This window comes from Vibrio sp. R15-SG3-ISO1B (assembly GCF_059833835.1).
This window is the reverse complement of sequence record NZ_JCBDGG010000029.1, coordinates 241,844-255,212: the sequence shown is the minus strand read 5'-3', so window position 1 is coordinate 255,212 and position 13,369 is coordinate 241,844. Positions and strand designations below refer to the sequence as shown.

Below are 13,369 nucleotides of genomic sequence, written 5' to 3'. Positions count from 1 at the left end.
ACGTGCTGACCTATTCAGCCTGCTCACGATTTATCGATGGATCAAGAATCCACTCAGCGCTGTCGTTGAGCACGTCCATTTTTGTAATTTTACCCTTCCTGACTTCAAATCTATCTGTGTAGCGATTGCCATCGAAATGGCGTCCATCTGGCCACTGACCATACAAAAAACCTGTTGAATACACGACGCAGTGGCCCTCTTTTTCCATTGCATCGTATTGCTGAATGTTCTTTTTCACCCATTGGTATCGTTGTTGGTTAAAAGCCGTGATGGCGTGGGTATCCTCCATTTCTCTTCGACCTGTAAAAGTGATTTTAACGTCAGGGTCCATAAACGTCGCGGCCGTCTCCGGATCTGGCTTCATTGATGCTTCTAAAAATTGTTGGACGATGTCTACAGCATTCTCTAGTTCACTCATCGATTCATTTCCTTATGTGGTTTGATTTGGTGCAAAAATGTTAATTTTTGTGCCTTTTTTGTGCAAAGTGCGCCTCTAATCGGCTGAAAACCGCACTTTTTCGTATGGCACCTAAATTGCTAGCAATTATTGTGCAATAGCTAGCAATCAATAAAAAGAGGGATCTTATGAAATATTCAATTATCAAAAAATGGGTCAGACAGGGACTTGGGATAAGCGCTTTGGCCGCTGCGTCTTTGACGGCGTTTTCAACCATTGCGCAGGAGCCGATTAAAGTGGGATTAGTTGCTGCTCTATCAGGCCAGTCGGCGAAATCAGGAGAGGCGATCACTCGTGGGTTAGAAATTGCGATTGATGAGATAAACGAAGGTGGCGGCGTATTAGGTCGACCACTTGAACTGGTGCGACGTGACGATGAAAGCAACCCATCAAAAGGGCTGTTAGCGGCACGCGAGTTGATTCAAAAAGAAGAGGTCGCGGTGTTATTTGGTGGTTTAGACACGCCCGTTTCGCTTGCGATTGTACCTGTCGCCAACCGAATGAAAATGCCCTTCATGGGGGTGTGGGCCGCGGGTACACCCATTACCAAAAATGGCGCTAAGGAGAACTATGTGTTTCGTGTCTCAGCGGTGGATGAGGTGGTCGACGAAGCGCTGGTTCAGTATGCCATCGATAAGTATGCGATGAAAAAGCCAGGCATGTTGCTGATAAACAACCCTTGGGGTGAGTCGAACGAAACAGGTTTTCGCCAAGCTCTCAATAGTCGTGGCATAGAACACACCGGTATTGAGCGTATTGAATCTGGTGACGTTGACTTAGTCCCACAATTGACCCGTTTAAAAGAGAAAGGGACGGACACGCTATTAATGGTAGCGAACGTCGCGCCTTCTGCTCAGGTGGTCAAATCACTTGAACGTATGGGCTGGGATGTCCCTGTAGTCTCCCACTGGGGACCGGCGGGTGGACGTTTCGGTGAGCTAGCTGGTCCAACGGCCGATCGAGTGCACTTTATTCAGACGTTTACCTTTACGGATACCACAACCGGAAAAGGCGGCGAGGTATTTGGCAAGTTACAAGCGAAATTCCCAGAGATACAAAGTGTTGCCGATGTGACTCCAGCCGTTGGCATTGCCAATGCGTATGACGCGATGCATTTAACGGCGCTCGCAATCAAGAATGCTGGATCTACGGAGGGGAGCGCGATTCGTGAAGGGTACTACCGCATTGATGACTATCAAGGGCTGATCAAGGATTTCAAGCGTCCGTTTACAGAAACACAGCATGATGCGATCGGCCCCAATGACTACGTGTTCACACACTTTGTGAATAACCAAATCGTTCCAGTTCAGTAACGATCGGTTTGGGTTATTCATCCATCACCATGTAAAGGAGAGCGTAGCGCCATGTTAACCGCCGCGATCATAACAGGCCTTGGTCTGGGGAGCATGTATGCTCTCCTTGCTTTGGGTTTCCATATTACCTTTATCGTCAGTAAGACGGTGAATTTTTCTCAGGGCAGCGCGATGATGCTTGGTGCTGTGCTGGCTTACACATTATGTATCACATGGGGTATGCCGTATTGGGTTGCTTTTTCTATCACACTGCTTTTAAGCGCATTATATGGACTGGTCATCGAGCGGTTCTTAGTGCGTCCGTTTGCCAGCAAAGGCTCCGATGCGTGGCTTATGGCGACAGTGGCTGGGGGGATATTGATGGACAACGCGGTTCTGTTCAGTTTCGGCAAAGAGCCAAGGCAGTTCACCAACACGTTCGCGACGACAAGTCTTGAGCTATTTGGTAGCGGTGTTTATGTACTGCAAGTCATGATCCCGGTTGTCGGGGTGGTCATTGCAGGTTTACTTGTCTTGGTCGTAAGGCATACCCAACTTGGTAAGGTGCTGCAGGCGAGCGTTCAAAACCCCAATTCAGCGCAGTTAATGGGGATTAATGTTAGTCGCGTGGTCGCCGTCAGTTTTGCTGTCTCTACGGTACTTGCGGCAATTGCAGGCATTCTCATCGCGCCGCTCTATGCCGTGCATTCGGACATGGGAACATTGTTTGGCTTGAAGGCGTTTGCTGTTGCTATCCTTGGCGGGATCGCGAGTGCCTCCGGCGTATTCAGCGCAGGGCTTATTTTTGGTTTAGTTGAAGCGATTGTCACCGTCTATTTTGGCTCTGCATTTACACAAATTATTACCTTTACTCTGGTCATTATAGCTTTGGCTGTGAAGCCGAATGGCCTGTTTGTTAAAGGTCAGGAGGTGAAGGTATGAGCGCTATCAATACCAAGTCTTGGTTATGGGTGGCGCTGTTCACCCTAGTAGGGGCGATATTGTGTTTCCTACTCGACAGTTATTCTCTGCTGGTTTTTACCCTATGCGTGTTAACGGCTATCGTCGGAGTCGGGCTCAACATATTAATGGGGATGAGTGGTCAGATAAGCTTCGGTCACATTGCTTTCTACGCCATCGGTGCTTACGTGAGCGCATTATTATTGCTCAATGATGTGCCGTTTGTGCTCGCCTTAGCTGCGGCATGTTTAGTGTGCGCAGCCATTGGAGCATTACTCGCCATTCCAGCTATGCGTGTTACTGGCCCTTACTTGGCAATGGTGACGATAGCTTTTGCCTTTGTGGTTCATCATGGTTTGATGGAGTGGAAGAGCCTCACTGGAGGCGCCAACGGATTGATGGGTATCATGATGCCGCAATTCGGAGAGATGGAACCTGAACGTCTACTTGCCTTAACCAGCACTGCCATTTTAGGCTTGGGGTTACTCACCTATCAGCTGTTTTATTTCAGTGGCTGGGGCAAAGCGATGCGCGCGGTCAAGTCGAGCCCTATTGCCGCGAGATCACTAGGATTTAACCCAGTACAGACGCAAACGCTCGCGTTTTCTTTGTCTGCGGCATTTGCCGGTATCGCCGGGGCGATGATCCCTCCGCTGATGATGTACATCAGCCCAAGTACATTTCCGTTTACCCAGTCAATTTTGTTCGTTCTCGTCGTTATTTTGGGGGGAGTCGGCACGCTATGGGGGCCGGTCATTGGCGCTACTGTGGTCGTGTTATTGCCTGAACTCCTAGCGCCTCTGGCCGAATATCGCCTGCTGATATTCGCTGTTTTGCTATTGGTGGTTCTATGGGTGGCGCCAAGAGGTTTGATAGGAGAGGCCGCAGCGAAATTTCGTCGTTCATTCACCCAACTTCCGCCTAATTCTGTCAATCGTCATCTTATCGCGACGTTTTATGATCGTGCTGACAACGGGTTGAACGCGCTCAAAGTCAATAATATCGGTATCACGTTTGGTGGCGTGGTTGCGGCGAAAGCGGTGAGTTTTGAAGCGCCGTTAGGCAAAGTGACGAGCATCATCGGCCCTAATGGCGCGGGCAAAACCACCGTGCTCAATATGATCAGTGGTTTTTATACGCCCGATCAAGGCAGTGTGATGTTGAATGAAGAAGTCGCGGGGCTTCCTGCACACCGCATTGCCCGAAGTGGTGTTGCTCGCACCTATCAAACCACACAACTGTTTGAGGATATGTCGGTCATTGAAAACCTGCTTGCTGCAATGCAGCAGGGTACACTCGGTCACCCGTTTTATGCGGAGCAATCCGGTCAAAGAGATCTGGCGTTAAACCTATTGGCTTTGGTGGGCTATCGTGGCTCTATCCACACACCAGCGGAAGACTTGCCACATGTCGATCGACGTTTGGTCGAGATTGCGCGTGCGTTGGCGACATGCCCGTGGGTGATACTGCTGGATGAACCTGCAGCTGGGCTGAGTAGAGAAGACACCGATCAGCTCGCTCAATTAATTAAGTCGATTGCAGGCTTTGGTATTGCAGTCATCTTGGTTGAGCATGATATGAAATTGGTGATGGGTGTCAGTGATGACATATTAGTACTGGATGCAGGAACGCCCATTGCCTTCGGCAAACCTCAACAGATACAACAAGATCCCAAAGTCATCGCCGCTTATCTTGGCGCAACCAGTTATACCGCACCGCCGCGTGAAAACAGATGGAAAGCGGAAAAAGAAGCCGTGTTGTTTACCAAGCAATTAACGATAGATTACGGTGCCTCACCGGTTGTGCACGAAGTGGACATTGAAGTGAACCCAGGTGAGTGTGTCGCCATCTTGGGCGCCAATGGCGCTGGAAAGAGCAGCATTTTACAAAGCCTCGCTGGTTTGAAAAAACCGCGCAGCGGTACGATTGGTCTTGACGATGCTTATATCCATCACCTCGATGCGAGTCAAATAGCGAAACGCGGATTGGCTTTGGTACCCGAAGGTCGTCAGTTATTTGGTGAGCTCTCCGTCAGAGATAATTTGTTAATGGGAGCACACAGCCGTCTAGATGAAGTGGATAAAGAGTCAGAAATTGAGGCTATTTTGGCGCGATTCCCTCGTCTTCGCGATCGTATCGACAGTCAGGCGGGCCTTCTATCCGGAGGTGAGCAGCAGATGGTGGCGGTAGGCAGGGCATTAATGGCGAAGCCACACATTTTGTTGTTGGATGAACCGTCACTTGGGCTCGCACCTTCGATGATCGCTGAGCTCTATGATGCGCTCGCGCAGCTCAGAGATGACGGCGTGACCATCTTACTGGTTGATCAGATGGCGAACCTTGCCTTGCAGATAGCCGATCGCGCGTACCTGCTTGAAACGGGCACCATTGTACAAACCGGCAGTTCGGAACAGCTACGATCAGATTCTGAGCTAGAAAAAGCGTATTTAGGAGTAAGCTCATGATAGCCGATACTGTAGTGACCAATTGCCGCTTGGACGGCGAGCCACAACTTAACTGCGCATTTATCAACGAGGGGGTGTTTGTTGGCTTTAAACGGCAAGTTGAACTTGAACCCAGTGAACTGAGGGGTAGGAAAGAGATAGACGCACAAGGCAGGTTGATGCTACCCGGTCTGGTAGAAACCCATGTACATCTTGATAAAGCATGCACGGTATCTCGGTGTGCCTTGCAAAAAGGCACACTGCAAGAAGCGATTGAACAGACCTCACGGCTAAAAGCGGAGTTCACTTATCAAGACATCTATCAGCGCGGGAAACAGATACTAGAGAAGGCCATCAAGCATGGTACCAGTTATATGCGTACGCATGTAGAGATTGATCCTGTGATAGGGTTGGTTGGTTTTCAGGCAATCTCAGCGCTCAAAAAAGAGTATGCCTGGGCGATAACGCTGGAGTTGTGCGTCTTTCCGCAAGAAGGCCTTCACAATAACCCGGGAACGTACGAATTACTGGCTGACGCACTCGATCAAGGGGCGGATCTGTTGGGGGGGTGCCCTTATACCGATAGTGAACCAGAGCAGCAGGTAAGGGTGCTGTTTTCTTTGGCCAAGCAATACGATGTGGATATTGATTTTCACCTTGATTTTGACCTTGATACATCCACCATGACATTGCCGTTTGTCATCGAGATGACGCAGGCATTTGATTATCAGGGACGGGTTACCGTTGGGCATGTGACAAAACTATCGGCGCTGCCATCACAAGCGCTCGCGCCCATAGCAGCACAAATGGCTATGGCAGGTGTTCATTTGACGGCGCTGCCGAGCACCGATCTTTTTCTCAACGGTCGTGATTTTGATTGTCTGATACCGAGAGGGGTGGCGCCGCTCAAGCCGATGAGTCAGCGCGGGGTGTGCTGCTCAATATCGAGCAACAACATTGAGAATCCATTTACACCTTATGGCGACGCGTCTCAAATCAGGATGGCGAATCTGTATGCCAACATTGCCCATTTGGCGACAAAAACAGAGTTAGCGCAGTGTTTTGATTGGGTTTGTACGGATTCAGCAAGGCTCATGAAAATTGATCAGCATGGCATAGGGGTCGGAAAGGCGGCGGACGCGGTGTTTTTTGATGCGTTAGACAAAGCCGATATCGTCGCGAAGATAGCGCTCCCCACTATGGGTATCAAGCGCGGAAACGTCACCTTTACCAGGCCAGAAGTGCAGTTGCATCAATTGGAAAAGGCGCAATAAACGCTGGCTTGACGTCAGTATAGCTTGGGCGTAAGGCTCAGAGAACGAGAAAGAATAAGTGGTAAGCACAATACTGATATCAAAGGTTGAGTGCTTCACTCAAATCGAGTTCTTGCTCTTTGTGACGGCTTAAGTCGAGCTCAGCCTCAAGATGGTCGAGGTGGGCTAACATCACAGAGACGGCAAGGCTTGTGTCGCCAGACTTTAATGCCTCTATAAGCTGCAGGTGTTCATCATGCTGGCAGGTGGGAACGTCGTTACGCTGGTAGAGTGCGACGATTAACGAGCTGCGTACCATCAGGTTGTCAAACATCTCCATCAATACCGTATTGCCACAGAGTCGCGCTAAGAGACGATGAAAGTCACACAGCGCGTCGACAATTTCTCGTCGATCATCGGTATGTACAGCAGCATGCTCACGCTCAATGTGTGCAAGAATCTCATGCCAATGGTCGGCCATCAGTTCGGATGAAATACCTTCTACGATACCTCTTTCAATCACCCGACGAGCCGCAAATACTTCTTTAGCTTCGGCTTCACTAGGTTTGGCCACCATCGCGCCACGGTTGGGCTCTATCTTAACGATGTGTTGCAGGGCCAAGCGTTGTAGCGCCGTTTGTACATGGTTACGGTTGGCTTGAAGTGCGGAGACAATTTGCGCTTCAACCAAACGCTGTCCCGGTTTTAGTTTGTGTTGCGCGACAGCAGTTGATAGCGCCGCCATAATTCTCTGCACTTCCTTTTGTTTATGCGTCGATGTGGTGGAACGCGACGTAACCATGTTTTTCAAGCCTTTGTAACCTATTCACTATCGTTAAGTCTAACTCTGTTTTCCCGCTAGTGACAACGTTATACCTTGTTTATATTGTTGATTTTCATCATCGACGACCAGTAAGTCAGTCGTTTTATTTATCGCACTGCTATTCTCACCATGAAACTTTTTCATGTTTAAAGTGAAGTAATACCAATATTCTTCAACTCGTGAACTCCGTATAACTGGCGTTAGGCTTTGACCCACCCAGCAGAGCCTAAATCGTCAGCGTTTTCTTAGGAAATAGGATAATTACAATGAATAACGAGTTCACTTTTAGGATTAAAAGCCTGCGTTTTGATGAGCATTATCAGCCGTCAGACAACACGCGTATTACCACCAACTTTGCAAACTTGGCACGGGGCGAGCAGCGTCAAGAGAACCTGCGAGCGGCGCTGCGAATGATGGACAATCGCTTTAATTCGCTTGCCCATTGGGACAATCCTACTGGTGATCGTTACGCATTGGAGTTGGACATCATCTCCGTCGAGATTGCGTTGGACGGGCAAAGTGACGCTTTTCCCTCGATAGAAGTCCTGCAAACGCATATTTTGGATCGTAAAAACAATCAACGCATTGAAGGTATCGTGGGGAATAACTTCTCTTCCTATGTGCGCGATTACGATTTTAGTGTCTTACTGCTTGAGCATAATAAGCAGACGAGCCAGTTTAGTGTGCCGCCAAAATTTGGTGAGCTGCATGGTCAACTGTTCCAGTCTTTTGTTCGCTCTGCGACATATCACCAATCGTTTAACAAGCGTCCGGTGATTTGCCTCAGTGTTTCTGACAACAAAATCTATCGCCGCACCAGCAATCAACACCCGGTGCTCGGTGTTGAGTATCTGCCGAATGAATCGTCGCTTACTGAGCAGTATTTCAAAAAGATGGGCTTAGACGTACGTTACTTTATGCCGCCGAACTGCGTCGCGCCCCTGGCTTTCTACTTCTTTGGCGACTTACTCAATGATTACACCAATCTTGAACTCATTAGCACGATCAGCACGATGGAGACCTTTCAAAAGATTTATCGCCCAGAGATCTACAACGCTAACGCAGCCGCGGGCGCGGTGTATCAGCCAAAATTGAACAATCTCGATCACTCTCTGACACAAATCGTCTATGACCGAGAAGAACGCAGCCAATTGGCAGTAGAGCAAGGGAAATTTGCACAAACGCACTTTATTCAACCGTATCAAGCGCGACTTGATCAGTGGTCAGAAAGCTACGCGTAACCATGATGAAAATACTGTGAAGGAACAATCGATGAAAACATTACTACCGACATCAACTGCGGGAAGCTTACCTAAACCGTCATGGCTTGCCGAGCCGGAGACACTCTGGTCCCCGTGGAAGTTAGAAGGGGAAGCGCTGCAAGATGGAAAACGCGATGCTCTGCGTGTTGCCTTGCAAGAGCAGCAATTCGCGGGCGTTACTATCGTCAGTGACGGCGAGCAAACGCGCCAGCACTTTGTCACTACATTCATTGAGCATTTGGGTGGGGTGGATTTCGACAATCGTCAAACCGTGACCATTCGTAATCGTTATGAAGCAAGCGTGCCAACCGTGGTTGGCCCGGTAAGTCGCATCAAACCCGTGTTTGTCGAGGACGCGAAATTTTTGCGCCAGCAAACTGACCAACCCATCAAGTGGGCACTGCCTGGGCCGATGACCATGATCGATACCTTGTATGATGCGCACTACAAAAGCCGTGAGAAATTGGCGTGGGAGTTTGCCAAGATCCTCAATCAAGAAGCAAAAGAGCTTGAAGCGGCAGGTGTCGATATCATCCAGTTTGATGAACCCGCGTTTAATGTGTTCTTCGATGACGTGAACGACTGGGGAATCGCCTGCTTAGAACGTGCGATTGAAGGGCTTAAATGTGAAACCGCGGTGCACATCTGCTATGGCTACGGTATCAAAGCCAACACTGACTGGAAAAAAACGTTGGGCAGCGAGTGGCGCCAGTATGAGGCCGTGTTCCCTAAGTTGCAGCAATCAAACATCGATATTATCTCACTGGAGTGCCACAACTCACGTGTGCCGATTGAGTTGTTATCATTGATTCGAGGCAAAAAAGTGATGGTGGGCGCTATTGATGTCGCCACTCATGACATTGAAACGCCAGAAGCGGTCGCAAGTACGCTCAGAGAAGCGCTCAAATATGTCGATGCCGATAAGCTGTACCCTTGTACCAACTGCGGCATGGCACCTTTGCCTCGCGAGGTCTCTGCTGCCAAGCTCAAAGCATTGAGTGACGGCGCCAAAATAGTCCGAGACGAGTTAGTCGCATCGGCGTAACGCATTGTTGAGCTCGGATTGTATGCGCTGGGTTTGACAGCCTCACCACTGAGGTCTATATTCAGCGCGTTATTTCACCTAAAGCGAGGACACAAGATGATTGTAATGATGAACAGCAACTGGGCAGTGAAAGGGTAAACCGCCAAATCGCTCTTTGTGGACAATCCACAGTTCCCCTTCTTTGCCCGGTATCGCCGGGGTCAACTCTATCCGAATTAGACCCTAATGCTCTATGTATTAAGGCGCATTGTTGCGTCTGGGATAATTCAATCATGAATACAAAATTTTCTTTTTTAACCGCGGCCAACAAAAAGCCGAATTTGCTTAAACGTCTCGGTTGGAAGCCATTTTTTCAGCAGCAGATCTCATTAGACGATTACGATGATACTCGCTGGGCTCGCGTCATCGCACATCATCGCAGTGGTTACGTGGTGCTAAGCCAACAAAGTGACGGCTATCAAGAGCATCATTTACCGATCACCCGTTCATTGCCAGCGATGACCGTTGGCGATTGGCTAGTGTTGGATGGTCAGCAACAGTTCTCGTCTCTACTTGAACGCCGAAGCCTGTTTAGCCGAAAAGCCGCAGGGACAAAGGTCGAACAGCAACTGATTGCTGCCAATGTGGACACCGTATTTATCGTCTGTTCGCTTAACTATGATTTCAACCTAAGCCGCATTGAGCGCTACCTTGCCCTTGTTAATGAAGCCAAGGTTGAGCCCGTAGTCGTGCTGACTAAAGCCGATTTGTGCGAGGATGAAGCGGCGCTGCGCCAACAGGTGCAGCAATTGGATCCATTTCTCATGGTTGAGAGTGTCAATGCGCTTGACGCTAACCGCGTAAGTCGCTTGATGAGCTGGTGCGGCGAAGGCCAAACGGTGGCGTTTATCGGATCGTCTGGGGTGGGGAAATCCACGCTCGTCAATACCTTGCTAGGAGAGCAGGAGCAAGCGACCGGAGGTATCCGTGAGGATGACAGCAAGGGTAGGCACACCACCACTTCGCGCTCGATTCACTTTCTGCCCTCGGGCGCGGTTTTGCTCGATACTCCGGGAATGCGAGAAATTCAACTGGCGGACTGTGAAGATGGCGTGAGTGAGACTTTTGCAGACGTAGCGAGCTTGGCTAAAGCGTGCCGCTTTGGTGATTGTCAGCATCAAAGTGAGCCGGGCTGCGCCGTGCAGCAAGCTATCGCCAATGGTGAGTTGGATGAACGCCGTTTTCACAACTACCAAAAGCTCTTACGTGAGCAGGCCCACAACGGCGCCACGCTTGCGCAGCAACGCGCAAAAAGTAAACAATTTGGCAAAATGGTGCGACGGGTGATGGGAGAAAAGCAAAAACGCAGAAACGGGGTGTAATCTCGATAAGCATCAAGGAGGCGAAATGCCTCCTTGAAATTAGGCAGCGGCCGTTTCATGCTGATCGTATCGTTATTAAATGGTGATTACACTAAGTTATCACCTCAACTCTATATTGGTGTTATCCATGAAATCTTCACTTGGCTTCTTTCTTTTCAGCAGCGCGTTTTATGTCAGCGCTGATGTGACATTACCGCCGTTTGAGATTAATGACTCAACGTGGCGTGAAAAAGTGTTTTCTGGCAATACTCAATATCAGCCAATGCTAGGTGGTTCAGTGCTGCAAGCAGTCAGTGAAGAGAGTGCGTCTGGCTGGGTAATCGCTAAGCGTGTTGATCTTTTGCAGACACCGATGATCCATTGGCGATGGAAAGTGGACCAAGCACTCACCAGATTAGACGAGCGCAGCAAACAAGGGGATGATTATGCCGCGCGGATTTATCTTGTGATGGAAAAGGGCTTGATGGGACTAAGCTCACAAGCGCTCAACTACGTTTGGTCGAGCTCACAAAGTGAAGGCACTTCTTGGGATAATGCTTATGCAGGTGAAAGGGTCAAAATGTTAGCGGTGAAAGACCACGAGGCAAAACTTGGCTTATGGCATGATGAAAAGCGTAACGTTTATCAAGACTTCATCACCTACTTTGGCGACAAGGGTAGTGATATCGATAACGCCCGCGCGTACCAGTATATTGATGTCATTGCTATTATGACCGATACGGACAATAGTGGCGAGCAAGCCCATGCGTTCTATGGTGAAATAAGGTTTACAGAACAGTGAGTAATGTTTGTCACCATGGAATTTTAGTGATGAATGTTTTTGGGGTTTTATGAGTGATGGATGTCGAATAGAATCGGTTGTTCATAAACGACGAACCTCAGATCTCCCATTTGACCCCAGATGGGTAATCTCCATAATTGACCGAGTAGTGCTATGACTTTTTCTCCTATCAAAACTGCTGTAGTGGGCTACGGCTTTTCTGCAAAAACCTTCCACATCCCGTTTATTACCAGCTTAGAAGCCTTTGATTTTGTTGCTGTCAGCACCAGTAAGGCGGAGGTGGCCCAAGATTGGCCAAACGTCCAGCACTTTACAGACGCCGTGGCGATGCTTACTCAATCTGACGCTGAACTGGTGATTATTACCGCGCCCAACAGTGAACACTTTCCGTTAGCGAAATTAGCATTGGAAAAGGGGAAGCACGTCATCATTGAGAAGCCGTTTGTGACGAATGTGCAAGATGGTCAGGCGTTGATTGATTTGGCGAAACAAAATCAGTGTCTACTCAGTGTTTACCACAATCGACGTTGGGATGGAGACTTTTTAACCGTTAAATCCCTTATTGAAGAGGGCAGAGTGGGTGACGTTAAACATTTCGAGTCTCACTTTGACCGATTCAGACCCGAAGTGCGCGTTCGCTGGCGTGAACAGGCAACCGATGGCGGCGGTATTTTATTCGATCTTGGCTCGCATCTTATCGATCAAGCGCTTGAACTGTTTGGCTTACCAGAGGCGATCAGTGCTCATTGCAAAATGCTGCGTCCATCGAGCACCACGGTGGATTACTTCAACGTTACGCTTCATTACCCCAACCGATTAGCAGTACTTCATGGCGATATGTTCAGTGCGGGCCCCAACCATCGTTTTAGCGTTAAGGGCACACAGGGCAGCTATGAAAAATACGGTCTTGATCCGCAGGAGTCTCAGCTAATTTCAGGAATGACACCTTTAGACCTAAGCTGGGGCCAAGAAAGTGAGGCGCACTTTGGGCGTTTTTATCACGGTGAAGGCTCTGAGCGCATTGACACTTTTTCGGGTCAATACCAAACCTATTTTGAGCAAATGGCCAGCGCCATTCGACACAACACGCCAGTCCCGGTAACGCCCGAACAAGCGCTAGTGACGATTCGCCTGATTGAATTAGCGATGCAGAGCAGTCGCTTAGGGCAAACATTAGCACTGGAAGATCAATGGGAGTGGAATCAATGACTCAAGCGTCAATAGAGGTATTGTTAGAGCAAGAAGCTCAACTTCAGTTTGAACGCTTTAACAATGAGACAGCATGGGAGCTGGGGCTGGCGTTAAAACAGCGTGCCGAAGCGCAGTCGGCGGCTGTGCTGGTTGAAGTGTATGCATTTGAACAGGTCATCTTTCAGTTCGCCATGCCCGGAAGCACAGCCGACAATCTAGACTGGGCGATGCGCAAACGCCGCTCTGTGATGCGATTTGGCCACAGCTCCTATTACTTAGGTCAGTACAATGCGCAAAAGCAGCGAGATTTTGAACGCCAAGCGCACCTAGATGCGACTCAGTACTGTGCGCATGGTGGGTCATTCCCGATTCGAATTCGAGGTTGTGGCCTTGTAGGTGCCATCACGGTCTCGGGGTTACCTCAAGCTGACGATCATCAGTTAGTGATTGAGGTGTTGAGTGACTATTTTGCGAATTGTTCAAGAGTCACCTAAATCTAG

12 protein-coding genes are annotated in these 13,369 nt (G+C 49.1%); 10 read left to right on the top strand and 2 right to left on the bottom strand.

The annotated features are described in order from the left end of the window. Nucleotides 1–10: 10 nt before the first annotated feature. Nucleotides 11–418 carry a nuclear transport factor 2 family protein gene (locus tag AC6R0S_RS08140; protein WP_500634060.1) on the bottom strand — a complete coding sequence of 136 codons (408 nt, stop codon included), beginning with the start codon at nucleotides 416–418 and terminating at the stop codon, nucleotides 11–13. Between the two features lie 167 nt (nucleotides 419–585). On the opposite strand from AC6R0S_RS08140, the gene AC6R0S_RS08135 reads away from it, so the two are divergent. From AC6R0S_RS08135 to AC6R0S_RS08120, 4 genes are read left to right on the top strand one after another with little or no spacing between them, the layout of a single operon-like run. Continuing rightward, nucleotides 586–1,770, top strand: coding sequence for an ABC transporter substrate-binding protein (locus AC6R0S_RS08135; protein WP_500637658.1), 1,185 nt, complete (start codon nucleotides 586–588; stop codon nucleotides 1,768–1,770). A gap of 51 nt (nucleotides 1,771–1,821) precedes the next feature. Further along, the gene (locus tag AC6R0S_RS08130; protein ID WP_500634058.1) at nucleotides 1,822–2,691 is read left to right on the top strand and encodes a branched-chain amino acid ABC transporter permease; all 870 of its coding nucleotides are present in this window, start codon (nucleotides 1,822–1,824) and stop codon (nucleotides 2,689–2,691) included. After that, the gene (locus tag AC6R0S_RS08125; protein WP_500637657.1) at nucleotides 2,688–5,174 is read left to right on the top strand and encodes a branched-chain amino acid ABC transporter ATP-binding protein/permease; all 2,487 of its coding nucleotides are present in this window, start codon (nucleotides 2,688–2,690) and stop codon (nucleotides 5,172–5,174) included. Before AC6R0S_RS08130 ends, AC6R0S_RS08125 begins: the two co-directional genes overlap by 4 nt. Further along, complete coding sequence (locus AC6R0S_RS08120) at nucleotides 5,171–6,427, top strand: amidohydrolase family protein (RefSeq protein WP_500637656.1); 1,257 nt, start codon at nucleotides 5,171–5,173, stop codon at nucleotides 6,425–6,427. The genes AC6R0S_RS08125 and AC6R0S_RS08120 overlap by 4 nt, the downstream gene beginning before the upstream one ends. A gap of 79 nt (nucleotides 6,428–6,506) precedes the next feature. On the opposite strand, the gene AC6R0S_RS08115 is transcribed toward AC6R0S_RS08120, so the two are convergent. Further along, nucleotides 6,507–7,151, bottom strand: coding sequence for a GntR family transcriptional regulator (locus AC6R0S_RS08115; RefSeq protein WP_500625267.1), 645 nt, complete (start codon nucleotides 7,149–7,151; stop codon nucleotides 6,507–6,509). A 344-nt stretch (nucleotides 7,152–7,495) separates the two neighbouring features. Between AC6R0S_RS08115 and AC6R0S_RS08110 the strand changes: the two genes are divergently transcribed. From AC6R0S_RS08110 to AC6R0S_RS08085, 6 genes are all read left to right on the top strand, one after another. Continuing rightward, nucleotides 7,496–8,470 (top strand): DUF1852 domain-containing protein, encoded by a 975-nt coding sequence (locus tag AC6R0S_RS08110; protein WP_500634055.1) that lies wholly within the window; start codon nucleotides 7,496–7,498, stop codon nucleotides 8,468–8,470. A gap of 31 nt (nucleotides 8,471–8,501) precedes the next feature. Then, on the top strand, nucleotides 8,502–9,536 hold the full coding sequence (locus AC6R0S_RS08105) for a methionine synthase (protein ID WP_500634054.1): 1,035 nt from the start codon (nucleotides 8,502–8,504) through the stop codon (nucleotides 9,534–9,536). A gap of 272 nt (nucleotides 9,537–9,808) precedes the next feature. Then, nucleotides 9,809–10,897, top strand: a complete 1,089-nt coding sequence (rsgA, locus tag AC6R0S_RS08100; protein ID WP_500637655.1) for a ribosome small subunit-dependent GTPase A — start codon at nucleotides 9,809–9,811, stop codon at nucleotides 10,895–10,897. 127 nt (nucleotides 10,898–11,024) lie between these two features. Next, nucleotides 11,025–11,678 carry a DUF3047 domain-containing protein gene (locus AC6R0S_RS08095; RefSeq protein WP_500634052.1) on the top strand — a complete coding sequence of 218 codons (654 nt, stop codon included), beginning with the start codon at nucleotides 11,025–11,027 and terminating at the stop codon, nucleotides 11,676–11,678. 153 nt (nucleotides 11,679–11,831) lie between these two features. Beyond that, on the top strand, nucleotides 11,832–12,887 hold the full coding sequence (locus tag AC6R0S_RS08090; protein WP_500637654.1) for an oxidoreductase: 1,056 nt from the start codon (nucleotides 11,832–11,834) through the stop codon (nucleotides 12,885–12,887). Next, entirely contained in the window at nucleotides 12,884–13,363 is a 480-nt protein-coding gene (locus tag AC6R0S_RS08085; protein WP_500637653.1) for a heme-degrading domain-containing protein, read from the top strand. Before AC6R0S_RS08090 ends, AC6R0S_RS08085 begins: the two co-directional genes overlap by 4 nt. Nucleotides 13,364–13,369: the final 6 nt, after the last annotated feature.